This window comes from Prosthecobacter sp. (assembly GCF_044378005.1).
GTDB lineage: Bacteria > Verrucomicrobiota > Verrucomicrobiia > Verrucomicrobiales > Verrucomicrobiaceae > Prosthecobacter.
On record NZ_JBILYB010000123.1, the window covers coordinates 1 to 17,706 of the forward strand.

Here is a 17,706-nt window from a genome sequence, read left to right on the forward strand (position 1 = left end):
AGCACGCCAGTCGCCATCGCGCGGCTGGCCGACGGAGCCGACGTTGACGAAATACTTCACCCCGCGCTGGAGCTGAACCTCGGTGCCACGAGCTGCGCGGACGGAGTCGTCTTTTTCAAAAATGCGAGGGACGTGGGTGTGACCGTAGAAGCAGACTTGGGTGAACTGGTAGCTGAAGCTGGCCATCGCGTCGAAGCGGTTGGTCACGTAGCCCCAGCTTCCGGGGGAGTCGAGCGTGGCGTGGACGATGGTGAAGTCGCGCACCTGACGGACGAGTTTCAGGTCACGGAGCCACTGGCGCTGCTCCTCGGTGAGCTGGGCGCGGGTCCAGAGGAGGGCTGCTTGAGCCAGGGGATTGAGCTCTTCGAGATTCGATTCGCTGGCAGCACCTTCGTCGTGATTGCCACGGACCACGGGGCATCCCATCTGGCGGACGGTTTCCAGGCACTCGGAGGGATTGGCCGCATAGCCGACGATGTCACCGAGGCAGACGTAGTTTCCACACCCCTGCTCATGGGCGTCCCAGAGCACCGTCTGGAGGGCTTCCAGATTGGCGTGGATGTCTCCGAAGATGGCAAATTTCATCAGGGGTTCGGTGGGAAGGAGCGGTTAGGGGGCGCGCATAGTCGGGAGAAGTGACGTGAAATCAAGCGGTTAGACAATCCTTGGACATGTGGCTAGGGCGCAGGGGCTGGATGAGGGGAACGCAGGAAAGTGTGGGCAAAGGCTTCCTCCAATGAAGTCACCCCATCTTATTAACCCTTTTTGCGGCGCTCCGTTACTCCTTTTGTTACGAGCGACATCCATGAAGATGCTTGGCAAAAATGGGTATTGCATGCTGTATTCGCCCTCATGAGCCAACCCCGCCCCTGGATGATCGCCGAAACGAACTGGAAGCATGTGCAAGCCACGCGCTACGAGGTGGCTGTGCTGCCGTGGGGAGCTACGGAGGCGCACAACTGGCACCTGCCCTACGCCACGGACAGCCTGCAAAACGAGGCCATGACGGCGGAGGCCGGGCGCATCGCGTGGGAGGCCGGGGCGAAAGTCGCCATCCTGCCAAACCTGCCTTTTGGCGTGCAGACGGGCCAGCTCGACATCCCTTTCTGCATCAATATGAACCCCAGCACCCAGATGGCCGTGCTGGAGGACATCATTGCGTGTCTCGAAGGCGTGGGCGTGCCAAAGTTCGTCGTTTTCAACGGCCACGGCGGCAATGACTTCCGCCAGATGCTGCGTGAGCTTCAGGCGAAGCATACGAAAATCCACCTGAGCATGGTGAACTGGTTCCACATCGACGCAGGGAAGGACATTTTCACCATCGTGGGCGACCACGCTGACGAGCGCGAGACCAGCCTCATACAGTACCTGCATCCCGACCTTGTTTTGCCGAAAAAGGAATGGGGCGAGGGCAAAGACAACCTGCCTGTGCTGAAAGCCATGCGCGAAAAATGGGCCTGGGCACAACGCCCCTGGACGCAGGCCACGAATGACACCGGCTCCGGTGATCCCCAGCATTCCACAGCAGAAAAGGGCGCGCTGTATTTCGAGCGCCTGACTCAGAAATTCGCCAGCTACCTGGTCGAGTTGGCAGCCGTGGATGCGACTCGGCTTTACCCGAAGGCCTGAGCTTCTTCGACCCGCCCAAGATCCCCTCCGTTTAGACCGCCCTTTCCTCACCATGATCCGTCGTTTCCTCCCTTTCGCGTTGCTCGCCGCCGCGCCTCTTTTTGCTGATGAAGCTGCCACGCCCGTGGAGCGCATCAAGATCGCCAAGGACTTCAAAGTCGAGTTGCTCTACACCGTGCCGAAGGGCGAGCAGGGCTCGTGGGTGAGCATGTGTCTGGATGACAAAGGCCGCCTCATTGCTTCAGATCAATACGGGGCGCTGTATCGCATCACACCGCCGGCGATCGGAGCCGGTGCGGTGGAAACGAAGATCGAGAAGATCGAGCTGCCCATCGGTGCCGCGCAGGGGATGGCTTTTGTCAAAGGCAGCATCTACCTCCAGGTGAATGGCGACGAGTTCCAGGGGCGCGGTTTGTACAAAGTGAGCGACACGAACGGCGACGACACTTTTGACAAGGTGGATCTCATCCGTGGCTACACGGAACGTGCGGGCGAACACGGGCCGCACTACGTCGTGCCCGGCCCGGATGGTGAGAGCATTTACGTCATTGTCGGCAATCAAACGCCGCTGACGCAATACACGAAGAATCGGGTGCCTGCGGTGTGGCAGGAAGATCTGCTGCTGCCGCGCATCTATGGCCGTGGCTTCATGAAGGACGCGCTGGCTCCGCGTGGTTGGGTGGCGAAGGTCAGCCTCGATGGCAAGGACTGGGAACTCATCACCACCGGCTTTCGCAATCAGTATGGCGCGGCCTTCAATCGTGAGGGTGATCTCTTCACCTTCGATGCGGACATGGAGTGGGACATGAGCCTGCCGTGGTATCGCCCGACCCGAGTTTGCCAGGTGCTCAGCGGCAGTGAGTTTGGCTGGCGCAATGGCAGCGGCAAATGGCCCGTGCGCTGGGAGGACAGCGTGCCGCCCGTGAAAGACATTGGCCCCGGCTCGCCGACAGGTACACAGTTCGGCTATGGGGCGAAGTTTCCCGTGAAATACCAGGAGGCTTACTTCATCTGCGACTGGAGCTACGGCAAAATGTATGCCGTGCATCTCCGCCCCGATGGCGCGGGCTACACCGCCGACTTTGAGGAGTTCATGAGCGCGCAGCCCATGCCTTTCACTGATCTCGTCATTAATCCCAAGGACGGCGCGATGTATGTGAGCATCGGCGGACGCAAAACGCAGTCCGCGCTGTATCGCGTGACCTATGCGGGCAGTGAGTCCACCGAGCCGAAGCCTTTCAAGCTCGAAGGCGGGGACCGAAGCCAGCACATGCTGCGCCGGAGCCTCGAAGCCTATCATGGCATCAAGCACCCGAATGCCGTGAAGGCCGCCTGGCCACATCTCGCCAGTGCTGACCGCCTCATCCGCAATGCAGCACGCATCGCCATCGAGCATCAGCCCGTGGCTGAGTGGAAGGACAAGGCACTCGCTGAAACCAAACCGCGCGCCGCTTTGACCGCACTCATGGCGCTCATCCGCCACGGTTCCGCCGCCGATCAGCCTGCGGTGATCGCCGCTCTTGATAAGATCATGCTCGGCGACCTCGACCTCCTCGGCCAGACGGCGCTGCTGCGCAATTACACGCTCGCTTTCCTCCGCCTCGGCGAACCAACGCCCGAGCAGAAGAGGAGCACGATCGAGCGCTTCGCCCCGCTCTTCCCACACAAGGATGTGGGGCTCAGTCAGGATCTCTGTGAAATGCTCGTCTATCTCGGTGATGAATCTGTCATCGCCAAAGCCGTGCCGCTGGTGAACAGCGCGCCGACTCAGGAAGAACAGATCGGCTACGCGAAAAGCCTGCGCCTCGCCAAAGCAGGCTGGACACCGGCGCTGCGCGAGGAGTTCTTCAAATGGTTCACACGCGCTGCCACCTACACTGGCGGCGCCAGCTTCGGCATGTTCATCGACGACATCAAACGCGACAGCCTCGCCGGACTCAGCGATGCCGAAAAAGCCACGCTTCAGCCGATCCTCAACGCCCCGCCTCAATCGAGGACGCCAACCTTCGCCGCGAAGCCCCTTGCCTTTGTGAAGCAGTGGACCGTGAAGGATCTCGAAAGCGTTTTGAACGTCGGCCTCGAAGGCGGGCGCAACTTTGAAAACGGCCGCAACAGCTTCGGGGCCATCGGCTGTTTCGCCTGCCATCGCTTCAACTTCGAAGGCGGAGCCGTCGGGCCTGATTTGACCTCCGTGAGCGGCAAATTTGGACCGCGAGACCTGCTCGAATCCATCATCGAACCGAGCAAGGAGATTAGCGATCAATATGGCAGCATGTCCTTCAAGATGAAGGACGGCAGCCTCGTCGTGGGCCGCATCATGAACCTGAAGGAAGACACCCTGATGGTGAATGTCAACATGCTCGACCCGAACGCCATCCAGCAACTCAAACGCGCCAATATCGAGAGCATCAACCCCAGCAAGATCAGCATGATGCCCCCTGGCTTGGTAAACATGCTGAAGGAAGACGACATCCTCGACCTGCTCGCCTACCTGCTCAGCAAAGGCGACCCGAAGCACGCGTTCTTCAGCACGAAGTGACGGGGGCTTGCAAACCGCCATCTCTCTGGAATTTTCCCCTCATGAGCCTCGAAACCTTAAAACAAGAAATTGCCAGCCTGCCTCGCGAAGGCCGCAATCAGCTCATGGGCTATCTGATTGATCTGCGAAGCCGGGAAACCGATCCTGATTGGGCGGCCAGAACAGCCAGGACTTTGGATGACGCATCTGAGTCTCGCTGGGTTCCCTGGGAGGAGGCCGCCAAGAGGCTGGATGCCAAAGATGCTGAAGAAGAGCAGGCGGCATGAATTACCGTCTGTTCATCGTCAATGAGGCCATCGAGTTCATGCTCAGCCTCACCAAGCGTGATCGAGAATTGATTCGGAAGCATGTGGAGAGGATTCGGGACTTTCCCTCGCACTATGCTGAATATGAAAGGCGAGATGCCGTTGGGCGTGCCATCGCCGGATGTGTGATTGGCCGGTTCGCCATCGAATATTGGGAAGATGGAGCTGATAAAGATTTGAAAGTCACCCACATCGGATGGGCGGACCGATGAAGCAATCCTCCCCCCATTGTCGGCAGACCGGATGTGTCGGCGCTTAATTTTTGCCATTCCAATGTCTCCATTTCTCCTCTCCCATGACCCCATCCCGGATGTGACGCCCGCGTTTGCACCGGGGGAGGGCGCGGAAGTGCGCTTTCTCGGAACCGTCCGGGGCATGGAGGATGGCCGCCCCATCACCGGCATCGACTACAGCGCCTACCTGCCCATGGCGGAAAAAATGCTCACCGAGCTCATCGATCACGGCACCCGCGACCACGGCCCGCACGAGGTTTTCATCCAGCACAGGCTCGGGTTTGTGGCTGCCGAGCAGCCTTCCATCCTCATTCGAGTGCGCACGAAACACAGCGCAGCGGCCTTTGACCTTTGCCGCTGGTATCTCGCCGAGGTGAAAACTCGCGTCCCGATCTGGAAGAGGCCCGTCTTTGAGAACTCGCCTGAGTAAAAGAAACCGGCTGCAATCCGCCCGGTTCGTGCTACACGCACCGCCCCCATGCTCACCCTCCGCGAAGTCTCCAAGTCCTTCAATGCCCGCCCTCTTTTCACCGGCGCGAGCATGACCGTGAACTATGCCGAGCGCGTGGCGCTCGTCGGCCCGAACGGCGCTGGCAAGTCCACGCTCTTCTCGCTCATCCTGAAAACGGACGAGCCGGACTCTGGCGAGGTCATCCGCGATGAGTGGACGACCCTCGGCTTCCTCCCCCAGGAAAGTGAGCCCGTGGGTGAGGAGACGGTCCTCGACGTGGCCACTGGCCGCGCAGGTGAGATGGAGCGGCTGGAAGTCATTCTCCGTGACTATGAGGCGCGTGGCGATGTCGCCGCTCCCAAATACAACCAGGCCCATTCTCAGCACGACGCCCTGAACGACCCGCAGGCCGAGGCCAAGTGCAAAAAGATCCTCAAAGGCTTTGGCTTTAAAGAAGAGGACTTCAACAAACCCGCCCGCGAATACTCCGGCGGCTGGGTCATGCGCGCGCATCTTGCCCGGCTGCTCGTCATCGAGCCTGATTTGCTCCTGCTCGATGAGCCGACGAACCACCTCGACCTCCTCTCCCTGCTTTGGTTCCGTAATTACCTGAAGAACTACCCCGGTGCCATTTTACTGATCTCCCATGACCGTGACTTCATGGATGAACTCATCGAGACCGTCTATGAGATCGATGAAAGCAAGCTGCTCCAGTACCAGGGCAACTACAGCGACTACCTGAAGCAGAAGGAAGAGAACTACGAGCGCGCCTACCAGTCCTGGAAAAACCAGCAGAAGGAGATCGAATCGATCCAGGAATTCATCGACCGCTTCCGCTCCGTCGCTTCAAAGGCCGCGCAGGCCCAGAGCCGCGAGCGTCAGCTCGAAAAGATGGACAAGCTGGACAAGCCCCGTCCGCTGCGGAAGGCCTTCCGCTTCAACTTCCCCCAGCCGCAACGCAGCGGCCAGCGCGTCATCGCTTTGACCGACATCCATCAGGCCTATGGCGAAAAGAAGGTCTATACCGGCCTCGATCTCGAAGTGGAAAAGGGCGAGCGCACCGTGCTCGTCGGCCCAAACGGCTCCGGCAAATCAACCCTTATCAAGATCATGGCTGGCGTCGTGCCCTTCCAAAAGGGCGACCGCAAATTCGGCACGAATGTGAAGATGGGCTACTTCTCCCAGCACCGCAGCGACACACTGGAGCCCGAATGCACCATCCTGGAAGAACTCAAACGCTGCGCCCCCGAGCTGCGTGAAGACGACGCCCGCAGCATCCTCGGCAGCTTCCTCTTCAAGCGTGAGGACGTGTACAAGAAGTGCAAAGTCCTCTCTGGAGGTGAAAAGAGCCGACTGAACCTCGTGAAGTTTCTCGTCGATCCGCCGAACCTCCTCCTCATGGACGAGCCCACGACGCATCTCGACATCTGGGCCATCGAGGGCCTCATCCTCGCGCTCCAGAAGTTTGAAGGCACCCTCGTCTTCATCTCCCATGACGTGCATTTCATCCGCAGTCTCGCCACGAAAGTCCTGCACATTAACAATGGCGTCGTCACCCCCTACAGCGGCGGTTACGACTACTACCTGGAGAAAACCGGGGCAGAAGAGAATGCCCGTGCTGCCGTGATCGCCGGCTAGTCGGACTTCTCAAGATCCTCAAATCCAGCCTGAAGGGTTGGTATTGAGGAAATTGGGGCTATTTGGCACGGCTTTTAGAGCGGATTGGCGCGCGATGAGCTACATCGCAGCGGGACGGGTGTGGCCTGAAAGAAGCGGAACAAATGCTAAGTCGGGGTTGATGATTAGCTAAAATTTGATATTTTCTATAAATTATAGCAAATCACTAAACCTTGTCCTCACGTTTCCAGAATCTCCGGCAGACTGCCAAATCGGCGGTCTTGGTGGCTTGCGGCCTCACCAAACTGGCCCGGTGGCGGCTGACGGGGCAGGGAGTAGTGCTGACATTCCATGGGATATGTGCGGACAAGACCCCCACCGGCGTGCTCGACGACAGCCTGAATCTGCCGCTTTCGACCTTCCGCGCGGTGTGTCGCCATCTGGCGGCAACCTACAAAGTCATGCCGTTGGCAGAAATGATGAGCCAGTTGAATGCCGGGCAAACTTTGCCCCGTGGTGCAGTGGCGATCACTTTTGATGATGGGCTGGCGTCGAACTACCACCTCGCCTTCCCCGTATTGAAGGAGCTGGGGTTGCCTGCCACGATCTTCCTCGCCACGGGCTTCCTAGACGGGACGCATCCGCTCTGGTTTCAGGAAGTCGATGCCATCTTCCGGGCGCGTGGTGCCTCCAAGGCCGAGCTTTACCAGACATTCCGTCATCTCAAAACGCTGCCAGATCCCGAGATGCGAGCCGCGATCACCCAACTGGGTTCGGCAGCGAATCACAAGGCTCCGGTCACGACTCTGCCGATGACCTGGGATCAAGTCCGCGAGATGAAGGCCAGCAGGCTGATCGACTTCGGCGGGCACACGCACACACACCCGATCCTCGGACGCTGCACGGTGGAACAGCAGGCGGAGGAAATCCGCAAATGTCGCGAGCGCATCACGTCCGAGTTGGGCAGTGCGCCGACGCTCTTCGCCTACACCAATGGCGGCTTCCAGGACTTCACTGAGGACACTCAGCGACTCCTCGCTGAGCACGGATTCGAATCCGCCTTCACGATGATGCCTGCGCGCCTCACCGCCGCCAGAGCGCGATTTGCCCTGCCCCGGTATGGCAACCCCACCTCGGTCATGGAGACGAATGCCACGGCTTCGGGTGCATTTGAAATGGTGAAGCGATGGAGAGGAGGTGCGGCGTGAAAGCGATGTCACCCGTGATTTTGGGCCTGAGTGCTCAGTGCTTAGTGTTCAGTGCGCAGGTATTGAAAAAGCTGCGGCTGCTCTCCAAGCGCGACACGTCTGCCACGCCGCCCCAGACTGAGCACTGCGAACTGAGCACTGAACACTCTTCTGCCGACCCAGCGCCACGCCTCCACACCCTCGCCCACTTCATCGCCGCTCCTGGCGGAGGCGGAGCTGAGGCGATGCTGAGGAACCTCGTCGGCACCATGAATCGCGAATCTTGGCGTACCGTGGTGATCGTCATGGATGGGCGCCCGTGGGCCAAGGAGATGGCCGAACTGCGCGCGGCCGGTGCCGAGGTGCATGATTTGGAGGCCACCGCCTTTCTTCGTCCGAGCACGCTGAAGAAGCTGATCCATCTGCTCCGTCAGATTCGGCCCGAGGTGCTGCAAACCTGGATGCACCACGCGGACTTCGTCGGTGGTTGGTGTGCGCGGATCGCAGGTGTGAAGAAGGTCGTCTGGGGCATTCATTGCCGGGAGATCCACACGAATCCGGGTGACTCCGAGATCAAGATGCGCGCTTTCCAGGCCCTCATCGGCGCGAGTTCCCATTTGGTGCCCACACGCGTGATTTCATGCTCTGCGGCAGCGATCGAAGACCACGTTTCACTCGGCTATTCACGCCAGAGCATGACCTGGGTGCCAAATGGTATCGATACCTCCCGTTTCGTGCCAGATGCCGAAGCTCGCACGGCGCTGCGCCACGAACTCCGCGTACCGGAAAGCGCCCCGCTCATCGGATTCATCGGGCGCTTCCATGAAATGAAAGACCTCTCCACCTGGCTGCGCGCGGCAGCCCTTTTGCAGATGCGGAAGCCGGAGACGCACTTTTGGCTATGCGGTGGCGAGGAGCATGAACTCGGTGACTGCCCCCGCGCATCCCTTTCGGTCATGCCGCATCGAAACCAGGTCCACTTCACCGCCTTCCGCGACGACCCGCAGCGGGTGTATCCAGCATTGGATGTCTTTTCCCTCTCCTCCCGCACGGAAGCCTGCCCGATGACGATCATGGAGGCCATGTCCTGCGGCATTCCCTGCGTGACCACGGACGTAGGGGATTGTGCTCGCCTGCTCGAAGGCGCTGGCCGCGTGGTGCCCGTGCGTGATCCCGAGTCTCTCGCTCTAGCCTGGGATGAAATACTTGCGCACCCGCCAGCAGCTTCGGAGGTGCGGAAGATCGCCGTGGCGCGGTTCGACATCGCTGCTGCGACTCGTGCATATGAAAAGGTGTATCAAGAGGTGCTCACGTCATGAAGTTCCCTTTCACCATCCTCATTGCATGCGCTGCACCGCTCCTGGCAGAGGTTAAAATCGCACGTGTGGATGCCATGACGCGGGTCATGCGTGTGCAGGAAACCACCGACATGGACGCAGCCATCGAGGCCGCGCGTGGAGAATGGGAATCACTGCAAGTCGTGCTCACAGCCACGCCGGGTGAAATCAAAGGCATCACGCTCGAAGTGACCGCGCTTCAAGGCCCGGACGGCACCAGCATCCCCGCGCCCGAAGTGCTGCGTGAACATTATGTGAAGGTCGCGAAGTCCACACCGATGTCGCCACTGCCAGCCGGGGAGTACCCGGATGCACTCGTGCCGCAGGATTTCCCCTGGCAGGTGTTGCCTGACGGGAAAGAGATCAACCAGCCATGGTGGATCGACGTGCATGTGCCCTACGGCACGAAAGCAGGATTGTTCGCCGGTGAAGTCGTCGCCAAGAATGCCCAGGGCACAGATGTTGCCCGCACCAAGCTGCTGCTGCGCGTGTCTGATTTCGACCTTCCCGTGGTGCCGCGTTTGAAGTCCTCCATGATGACAGGTTACCGCCGGATGCTGGAGGTCCATGGCTTCAATCCTGACAAAGATCCGCCCACTGCCGCAGGTGTGGCGCTCGTGGAGCAGTATTACGACTTCATGGTGAAGCATCGCTTGGCCTTTGATCAAAGCCGCCAGACCTACCCTGATCCCGGCACGGGCAAACTGGACGCCGTGCGCGTCGAGAAGGCCATGCGCCAGCACCTGCTGCATCGCCACGCAGGCATGATTGCGCTGCCGCTCTGGCCCACCTGGCCGTTTGCTGACTCACTGGGCAAAGACCGCACCGCCGCCATGCGCTACTGTGCAGACTGGATGAAGCTGCTGCACAAGGCCAAAGCCGGTGAGCGTGGCTACATCATCCTTGCCGAGCTGGACGAGCCGAACAGTGCAGACGCCTACTCATTGGTTCGGCGTTGGGGGGATTTCTTCAATGAGGCCGAAGTGGCCCATGGCGTGCGCCTGCCTCTACTCGTCACCGAGCAGCCATCGGCAGACTCCGGCTGGTGGGGCACCTTGGATGGATTCGTCGATATTTGGTCCCCGCATGTAAGCGCAGTCTGGGAAGACATGGAGTCACCGAAGGGCCGCCATGACATCACGCGCCGGCTGAAGGCAGGCGATGAAGTCTGGTGCTACACCGCACTCGTGCAGACACCGCAGGCCTGGCTGGATGCCCATGGCAAACCGTCCGTGCTCAAGGAATCCAATCCGCCCGTCTGGTGCCTGGACTTCCCGCCGATGAATCACCGCATCATGGCCTGGGTCATGCCACGCCACGGCATTACCGGCTTCACCTACTGGGACACACTGCATTCGGCAGAGGGCGTGGACGTCTGGGAAAGCTCGGACAGCTTTCGCACCACGGATGGCAGCGAGGTCTTCCATGGTGATGGCAGCTTCATTTACCCCGCCACAAAGAAGCGCCATGGCCGCGACATGCCGGTGGCTAGCATCCGCCTCAAATGGCTGCGCGAGATGTGCGACGACTACGACTACCTCATGCTCGCCAGGGATCTCACCCTGGAAAAACCAGCCCTCAAACTGGCCGAGAGCTTTGCTCGTGGTTTCGGTGACTGGAATGATGACATGGCCCAGCTTTATACCGCCCGCCGGGCCATTGCGGCGCTGATCGTTCAGAATCCTGCCAAGCTGGGAGGTGCTCGATGATACTGGAAATCATACGCGATGCAGCGGGCTTTGCCGCACTTGAGGCTGACTGGGATCGGTTGCTGGATGCATCCACCACGCACAGCCCCTTCCTGGCCTGGGACTACGTCCGCCTGTGGTGGCAGGAGTGCGGGAAAAAGTTCAAGCTCTGCCTCGGCGTGGTGCGTGACGACGAAGGCGCTGTCGTGGGCATAGCCCCGTTTGTCATCGGAGGGGACCGTGGCGACTCGCGCCAGCATCTGCGCCATCTAGGCTTTATCAATGGCCTCGGCGATGTGCAGGGAGAGCGCATGGATCTGCTCGTTCCTGCTGGCCGCGAGGCGGAGGTCACCCCGCTGCTCGCCTCCGTCATCTCGCTCACCAGCAGCTCGTGGGATGTCGTGCGGCTGAACAAAGTGCCGGAGGAATCCGCGAATCATCCACTGCTGCTCGCCGAGCTGCGTCATGCGGGTGTGGAAGCAGGTGTGCTGAATCAGTCGGGATGCCGCTACCTGAACCTTCGCCCGACCTGGGAAGAGTTTGAGAAGGAGATCGGGGGCAAATTCCGCGGTAATATCCGCCGTTACTGGGGCCGACTCTTCGATCAGCATGAAGGCAGTGTGGTTACCGACTTCACACCTGAGAAATCGATTGAGCATTTCTTCCGCCTTCACGCCTTGCATTGGCCAGATGGAGTGAGCTCCTTCCTGCGGCCGGCAGTTCGGCGTTTGCATGAGCGCCTCATGGCAAAATGGCTGCCCACTGGCCGGGCCATGACGCCATTCATCATCATCGACGGCCAACCGGTCGGCTCCATCTACGCACTCTGCCATCGCGGTGAAGTGCTCATCTACCAGCTCGGCTGGGACAAGCGCTACGCCAGCATCAGCATGGGCAACATGGCCGTCCGCGCCACTTTGAATGAGGCCATCCAGCGGGGGTTCCAGTTGGCTGACTTCCTGCCAGGCGAGTACCGTTACAAGCGCGACTGGAGTTCCCGCGTCCGCCATGTGTCCGACCTGGAGTGCTTCCACCCCTGGCACCTGCGCTCACTCGCGTTCCGTGCCCTGCGTGCGCTGAAGCGCCGCTTTGCCAAACCAGAGATTGCCTCAACTACGGCCCCCGCCGCATCGACCGAATCCGAAGAATGAAAGTCCTCGTCCTCACAGCAGACGCCAACACGCTCATCTATCATCGCGGAGATCTGATCCGCGATCTGGCGGTGCATGGCTGCGAGGTCGTCACCTCCGCCGCCGAGGACTATGAGCATGTCCAAAAGTTCGTCCAAAGCCTCGGCGCACGTCATGTGCCCATCCGCATGGTGCGCAGCCGCGTGAATCTCCTCAAAGACTGGATCACCTGGCTGGACATGTTCCGCCTCTTTCGCCGGGAGAAGCCGGACGCCCTCTTTGCCTACACGATCAAGTCCGTGGTCTATGGCTGTGTCGTCGCCCGACTCGCCCGAGTGCCTAAAGTGTATGCCCTGCTGCCGGGGCTCGGCTTCACCTTTGTAAAGCCGGAGACGCTGAAGCAGACGCTCGTGCAGTGGATCTCGAAGGCGCTGCACCGCTTCGCCTTGAAGCGTGCGGACGTCATCTTCATGCAAAACGAGGACGACGTAAAACTCTTCACCGAGATGCGCATGCTCCCTCCCGGAGTGCCCGTTCATGTCACCGCTGGCAGTGGAGTGAACTTGGAGGAATATCCGCACGTCCCGCTCGAAGGAAATGCCGGCATCGCCGCCGGCCGCATCCGCTTTGTGCTCGTCAGTCGGCTGCTCATCAGCAAAGGCGTGTGCGTTTTTGCCGAAGCGGCCCGGAAGATCAAAGCCCGTTACCCGCAGGCCGAGTTCCATCTTGTCGGCCCCTTTGATCCGAATCCAAATCGTGTCACTGAGGAGGAAGTGGCGCAGTGGGTGAAGGAAGGCACGCTCATCCATCACGGCATGGTGAAAGACATTCCCTCGCTGCTGAAAACCATGCACGTCTTCTGCCTGCCCACCTGGTATCGCGAGGGAGTGCCTCACGCCACTCTTGAGGCGCTCTCCACGGGACTTCCCATCATCACCACGGACTCCGTCGGAGCCCGTGAATGTGTCGCTGATGCGGTGACTCCTGCGGGTGCCTCCAAACGAGGCCGCAATGGCTTCCTCTGCCCGCCTCGTGATGTCGATGCCCTGGCACAAGCCATGCAGCACCTCCTCGATCATCCCGATCAAATCGCCCCCATGGGCCGTGCCAGCCGCAGGCTCGCCGAGGAAGTGTTCGATGTGCAGTTGGTCAACCAGATCATTCTCGATGCCATGAAAGTGGCGCCCCCACTCGCCACGGCTGAAACCTTCGCCTCCGCATCTTGCCCTCAGGCGGCAAATGCATGATAGTATCCCTCCGCCCTCCTTCTCATGGCCTACCGCCTCGCACTCGAACACTCCTCCTCCCAGCCGCTGGTGCCTGCGGAGAGTGGAACGCGTGCGCTCGGGCACCATTCCCCCAACTCCTCCCTGGGCTTGCCCCCGGCGATGACTGAGGTGGACTCCAGCCCGTATCTCGCCGCTCCTGCTCCGCAGTTCAGCGAGGCCATCATCAGCATCGCCGACCTTCTCGGTTACTTGAGGCGCTTTGGTCTGCTGGGATTCCTCATGGCCCTGCCCGCCGCAGCCCTGGCCTTCTACTTCCTTGGCATGGGGGCCAAAGTCTATGAGGCCGAGGCCAAGCTGCGTCTGCGCATCGGTGACACCAACGTCCTCAATCTTCCCGACTCCTCCCGGGGTGGCCCTGGTGAACTCAGCGCTCCCCAGCTCGTGAACAATCATCTCACTGAGATGAAGTCACGCCGCTTCGCCGAGCACCTGTTCGACAGATTCGACAGCTCCAGGCGCGAAACCTGGACTGCCAGCCTGCTGGCCAACCCAGGCCGCAAAGCTGAACTGCTCAAACTCCTCGGTCTTTACAAACCAGGTGCACCACCAGCCGCCAAAGAATACTTCATCGAGCAAATCATCAGCACCGTCACCGTCGAGCCGCTCAAGGAATCCCACATCCTGCGCGTGATCGTGCGCGATGGCGACCCTCAGATGGCCGCAGACATCGCCAATGCCTTTGCCGAGCAGTACATCCGCTTCAATGGCGTCGTCGAATCCGGTGTCACCAAAGGTGAGAAAGACTATCTCGAAAAGCAGGCGCTCGAGCTGCGCGCCCGCCTCGAAGAGAGCGAGCGCAAACTGGCTGAATACCGCAAAAGCGCCGGCATCGTGGACAACACCAGCAGCGGCGTGGACAGCGCGCGCATGCTCCAGTTCAACACCGCCATCACCGAAGCCCAGCAGCGCCTCATCAAAGCTCGCAGTGATCTTCAGAGCATCCGCATCACCCAGCAGGCCGGGCGCGACCTCCAGGAAGTCCGCAGCGTCGGTGAAAACTCCGATGTCGCCTTCCACAGCAAAGAGCTCGATGCCAAAATCGCCGAACGTCGCGCCCTGGAGCCCCTCTGTGGCCGCAGACACCCAAAGATGATCGCCCTGTCTTCTGAGATCGACTCCCTGAACATCTCCCTCAAGCGTGCCATCGATGCCGTGGTCACCCGTGCCGAAACCGAAGTCAGCACCCTGGAGCAGCAGATCCAGGACTATGAAAAGCAGCTCTCCTCTTCGCGCACCATGGCCGTGGATCAGAGCGGCAAAAACGTGGAATACAACCTCCTCAGCGACCGCGTGGCCGCCGACCGCCTTTCCTATCAAAAGATCGTCAGCAGCCTGAGCAATGCAGAAATCACCGGCGGCTACACCGAAAGCAGCGCCCTCAGCCTTGCCGATACTGCCAGCGCACCAGGCAAGCCCGTGAAGCCCAATAAACCTATGGCTGCCGTCGCCAGCTTCATGGTATTCGGCCTCCTCTTCCTCGGCTTTCCCATCGGCTGGGGGCTTTTCGACCAGCATGTCTTAAAAATCCTCCGCCAAGGTGGCTCCCCCTCGCCAAACATCCCCTCCGCGCGCGTGGTAGCGCATACGCCCTTGTCCACGGCATCCCAGCCCATGCAGAAGCGCCCGGCTTCCAGTCCTTTCCAGTTGGCCGTTCCACCTCCCGCGCCTCAGCCGCTCAGCATTCCTGGTCTTGGCACTGCACCCGTTCTCGCCCACCTTCCCAGAGTCGGCCCCTCGCATCCCGAGCAGATGCTCGGCCAGCTCCTCCTGCCTGAGCCCGCCGGAGCCGCTGGTGCCCTCCAGCAGATCACCATCTCTCTGGAAATGCAGGCCCTCAAGCGCAGCGGCCTCGGCGGCATCGTCCTCATCACCAGCGCCGATGCCGGTGAGGGGAAAACCGCCAGTGCCGCCGCCCTCGCCGCAGCCTTCTGCCATCAGGGGCGCAGCGTCTTCATGATGGAGTGCAACGCCGTCTCCCCTGCCCTTCATCACTGGTTCCCCCACGCCAGCCATCACAGTTCCTGGGCTCATGATCTGGAATCTCTGCGCTATGGCAACACCCACCTCTTCCTCCTCCCCGCTCACGACCTCCCCGCCTACGCCACCAACGAGCTTCTCGACGGCTACCGCGCCTGGATCGACCGCGCCAGACAGCATGTGGACTGGATCATTCTCGATGCCGGACCCGTGCTGAAAAACTTCGCCGATGTAGCCCCGCTCGCACCTCTGGCCACCGACGTCATCCTGGTGAACAACCCCGCTGTCGTCGGCCCCGCGAAACTTCGCGCCACACTCAGCCTTCTCCAGCCCATGATGAGCCGCAGCGCCTTCCGCGGGATCATCGTTCAGAAATCGTGAACCGGAGAAATTCAAGACCCCTACCTCCGTTGCACACGCCCGCCTTCCAGAGCCGCCGTCGCTCCGCCTTCAGCATGATTGAGGCCCTCATTGTCGTGGCTGTTCTTGGCGTGCTCAGCGCTTCTGCCATCACTTTCTTCAGCAGTTATCATCGTGATGTGATGCTCAAGGTGCGCAACCAGCGCAACGCCCAGGAAATCACCGCACTCGCCATGGGGGCCACGGCTGCTGGAGCCACCGTCATTCAACCTGGAGACATGGAAGGCACCATCCTCAACCTCATCGAAGGGCGTCCCGGCACCGTCGGCACCTTCAAAGGCCGCATCTTCCGCATCAGCGCCCTCAAAGAAGAGGAGATCCATGGAGCCATGGAATACCTCTCCTGGCACGACGGCTTCCCAGCCTATTCCCCAGAGACCAACTAGAAGCTGGCGAGCGCGCTTTGCTGCAACATGACCCATGGCGTTCCGTTTCCGCACGCCTCCATGAAACTCGCCTGCCTATTGCTGACCGCCCTGTTCGCCAGTGCGGCCACAGCCGCCACGAAACCCAACATCGTCTTCATCCTCGCGGATGATCTCGGCTACACGGACGTGGCCTGCTTTGGTTCAAAGTATTACGAAACGCCGAACATCGACAAACTCGCGGCGCAGGGGATGAAGCTGACGAATCATCACCATCACCAAAACTGCCAGCCCACCCGCGCGGCGCTCATGTCTGGGCAATATGCACCGCGCACCGGCATCTACACCGTCGGTGGCATCGACCGCTTTGACTGGAGCACCCGCCCGCTGAAGCCCGTGGAGAATGTGACGAGCCTGCCGCTGGAGAAAGTGATCATCGCCAAGGCGCTCCAAGGCGCGGGCTACGCCACCGGCATGTTTGGCAAATGGCACCTCGGTCAGAAGGCCGAGTTTCATCCGGGCAAACGCGGCTTTGACGAGGCCATCGAGTCCTCGGGCGTTCACTTTAACTTCAAGACCGACCCGCCCGTCGAAGTCCCGAAGGGTCAATACCTCGCCGACTTCCTCACGGACAAGGCGGTGGACTTCATCCAGCGGCACAAAGCCGAGCCCTTCTTCCTCTACCTGCCGCACTTTGGCGTGCATTCACCGCATCAGGCGAAGCCGGAACTCATCGCCAAATTCAAAGACAAACCCGGTGTCGGTGGTCACAAGAACCCCACCTACGCGGCTATGATCGCCAGCGTGGATGAGAGCGTGGGCCGCGTCGTCGCTGAGCTGGAGAGGCAAGGCATCGCCGACAACACCGTGGTCATCTTTGCCACTGACAATGGCGGAGTCGGCGGCTACGAACGTGAAGGCGTCAAAGGCGGCGACATCACCGACAACGCCCCGCTGCGCAGCGGCAAAGGCAGCCTCTATGAGGGCGGCACGCGCGTTCCCTTCATCGTCCGCTGGCCCGGCGTCACCACCGCTGGCAGCAGAACAGACATCCCCACCATCCATGTCGATCTCTACCCCACCCTGCTGGAGATCACCGGCACGCCAGCCCCTGAAAATCAGCCGCTCGATGGCGAAAGCCTCGCCCCACTGCTCCGCGATGCCAAAGCCACCCTAAAGCGCGACGCCATCTACCAGCACTTCCCCGGCTACCTCGGCGCTGGCGAGAACACCTGGCGCACCACCCCCGTCGGTCTCATTCAATCCGGCCCGTGGAAGCTCATGGAGTTTTTCGAAGACAAGCACCTCGAACTCTACAACCTCGCCGACGACATCGGCGAAACGAAGAACCTCGCCACCGAGATGCCCGACAAGGCGAAGGAACTGCACGCCAAAATGCTCACCTGGCGTGAATCCGTCGGAGCCAAAATGCCCACTCCCAACACCCCCACCGCCGCGCCCAAGAAGAAGGGCAAAGGCAAAGGGAAGAAGAAAAAGGCTGCCGCCGAGTAGTGCGAACTTCGGACTGTTTTCGTGTCC

General features: G+C 60.5%; 15 protein-coding genes. 14 read left to right on the forward strand and 1 reads right to left on the reverse strand.

Annotation, left to right across the window (positions count from 1 at the left end; genetic code table 11):
• Positions 1 to 585, reverse strand: a 585-nt coding sequence (locus AC6FTP_RS19645) for a metallophosphoesterase family protein (RefSeq protein ID WP_497208613.1), incomplete at its 3' end; no start/stop codon positions are given.
• Between the two features lie 267 nt (positions 586 to 852).
• Here AC6FTP_RS19645 and AC6FTP_RS19650 point away from each other — a divergent pair.
• The 14 genes from AC6FTP_RS19650 (at position 853) to AC6FTP_RS19715 (ending at position 17,679) form a co-directional block, all read left to right on the forward strand.
• Positions 853 to 1,629: a creatininase family protein gene (locus tag AC6FTP_RS19650; RefSeq protein ID WP_497208614.1), complete on the forward strand. Its 777-nt coding sequence runs from the start codon at positions 853 to 855 to the stop codon at positions 1,627 to 1,629.
• Positions 1,630 to 1,681: 52 nt separating this feature from the next.
• Entirely contained in the window at positions 1,682 to 4,168 is a 2,487-nt protein-coding gene (locus AC6FTP_RS19655; RefSeq protein ID WP_497208615.1) for a heme-binding protein, read from the forward strand.
• A 41-nt stretch (positions 4,169 to 4,209) separates the two neighbouring features.
• Positions 4,210 to 4,434 carry a hypothetical protein gene (locus AC6FTP_RS19660; protein ID WP_497208616.1) on the forward strand — a complete coding sequence of 75 codons (225 nt, stop codon included), beginning with the start codon at positions 4,210 to 4,212 and terminating at the stop codon, positions 4,432 to 4,434.
• Complete coding sequence (locus tag AC6FTP_RS19665) at positions 4,431 to 4,685, forward strand: hypothetical protein (RefSeq protein WP_497208617.1); 255 nt, start codon at positions 4,431 to 4,433, stop codon at positions 4,683 to 4,685. The genes AC6FTP_RS19660 and AC6FTP_RS19665 overlap by 4 nt, the downstream gene beginning before the upstream one ends.
• 61 nt (positions 4,686 to 4,746) lie before the next feature.
• Positions 4,747 to 5,136, forward strand: coding sequence for a molybdenum cofactor biosynthesis protein MoaE (locus tag AC6FTP_RS19670; RefSeq protein WP_497208618.1), 390 nt, complete (start codon positions 4,747 to 4,749; stop codon positions 5,134 to 5,136).
• Positions 5,137 to 5,184: 48 nt separating this feature from the next.
• A complete protein-coding gene (locus AC6FTP_RS19675) occupies positions 5,185 to 6,795 on the forward strand; it encodes an ABC-F family ATP-binding cassette domain-containing protein (RefSeq protein ID WP_497208619.1) in 1,611 nt (536 codons plus the stop codon).
• Positions 6,796 to 7,007: 212 nt separating this feature from the next.
• A complete protein-coding gene (locus AC6FTP_RS19680; RefSeq protein WP_497208620.1) occupies positions 7,008 to 7,982 on the forward strand; it encodes a polysaccharide deacetylase family protein in 975 nt (324 codons plus the stop codon).
• A 62-nt stretch (positions 7,983 to 8,044) separates the two neighbouring features.
• Complete coding sequence (locus AC6FTP_RS19685) at positions 8,045 to 9,280, forward strand: glycosyltransferase (protein WP_497208621.1); 1,236 nt, start codon at positions 8,045 to 8,047, stop codon at positions 9,278 to 9,280.
• A complete protein-coding gene (locus AC6FTP_RS19690; protein WP_497208622.1) occupies positions 9,277 to 11,007 on the forward strand; it encodes a glycoside hydrolase domain-containing protein in 1,731 nt (576 codons plus the stop codon). Before AC6FTP_RS19685 ends, AC6FTP_RS19690 begins: the two co-directional genes overlap by 4 nt.
• A complete protein-coding gene (locus AC6FTP_RS19695) occupies positions 11,004 to 12,137 on the forward strand; it encodes a GNAT family N-acetyltransferase (protein WP_497208623.1) in 1,134 nt (377 codons plus the stop codon). Before AC6FTP_RS19690 ends, AC6FTP_RS19695 begins: the two co-directional genes overlap by 4 nt.
• Positions 12,134 to 13,363 (forward strand): glycosyltransferase family 4 protein, encoded by a 1,230-nt coding sequence (locus tag AC6FTP_RS19700; RefSeq protein WP_497208624.1) that lies wholly within the window; start codon positions 12,134 to 12,136, stop codon positions 13,361 to 13,363. Before AC6FTP_RS19695 ends, AC6FTP_RS19700 begins: the two co-directional genes overlap by 4 nt.
• A gap of 24 nt (positions 13,364 to 13,387) precedes the next feature.
• A complete protein-coding gene (locus tag AC6FTP_RS19705; protein WP_497208625.1) occupies positions 13,388 to 15,763 on the forward strand; it encodes an exopolysaccharide transport family protein in 2,376 nt (791 codons plus the stop codon).
• 29 nt (positions 15,764 to 15,792) lie between these two features.
• A complete protein-coding gene (locus AC6FTP_RS19710; RefSeq protein ID WP_497208626.1) occupies positions 15,793 to 16,188 on the forward strand; it encodes a prepilin-type N-terminal cleavage/methylation domain-containing protein in 396 nt (131 codons plus the stop codon).
• Between the two features lie 60 nt (positions 16,189 to 16,248).
• Complete coding sequence (locus tag AC6FTP_RS19715; protein WP_497208627.1) at positions 16,249 to 17,679, forward strand: sulfatase; 1,431 nt, start codon at positions 16,249 to 16,251, stop codon at positions 17,677 to 17,679.
• Positions 17,680 to 17,706: the final 27 nt, after the last annotated feature.

What these genes read in the sequence shown, in the direction of transcription:
- AC6FTP_RS19655 (WP_497208615.1), top strand. Translation starts at nt 1,682, where the DNA reads ATGATCCGTCGTTTCCTCCCTTTCGCGTTGCTCGCCGCCGCGCCTCTT.
- AC6FTP_RS19665 (WP_497208617.1), top strand. Translation starts at nt 4,431, where the DNA reads ATGAATTACCGTCTGTTCATCGTCAATGAGGCCATCGAGTTCATGCTC.
- AC6FTP_RS19660 (WP_497208616.1), top strand. Translation starts at nt 4,210, where the DNA reads ATGAGCCTCGAAACCTTAAAACAAGAAATTGCCAGCCTGCCTCGCGAA.
- AC6FTP_RS19695 (WP_497208623.1), top strand. Translation starts at nt 11,004, where the DNA reads ATGATACTGGAAATCATACGCGATGCAGCGGGCTTTGCCGCACTTGAG.
- AC6FTP_RS19650 (WP_497208614.1), top strand. Translation starts at nt 853, where the DNA reads ATGAGCCAACCCCGCCCCTGGATGATCGCCGAAACGAACTGGAAGCAT.
- AC6FTP_RS19690 (WP_497208622.1), top strand. Translation starts at nt 9,277, where the DNA reads ATGAAGTTCCCTTTCACCATCCTCATTGCATGCGCTGCACCGCTCCTG.
- AC6FTP_RS19670 (WP_497208618.1), top strand. Translation starts at nt 4,747, where the DNA reads ATGTCTCCATTTCTCCTCTCCCATGACCCCATCCCGGATGTGACGCCC.
- AC6FTP_RS19675 (WP_497208619.1), top strand. Translation starts at nt 5,185, where the DNA reads ATGCTCACCCTCCGCGAAGTCTCCAAGTCCTTCAATGCCCGCCCTCTT.
- AC6FTP_RS19700 (WP_497208624.1), top strand. Translation starts at nt 12,134, where the DNA reads ATGAAAGTCCTCGTCCTCACAGCAGACGCCAACACGCTCATCTATCAT.
- AC6FTP_RS19715 (WP_497208627.1), top strand. Translation starts at nt 16,249, where the DNA reads ATGAAACTCGCCTGCCTATTGCTGACCGCCCTGTTCGCCAGTGCGGCC.
- AC6FTP_RS19705 (WP_497208625.1), top strand. Translation starts at nt 13,388, where the DNA reads ATGGCCTACCGCCTCGCACTCGAACACTCCTCCTCCCAGCCGCTGGTG.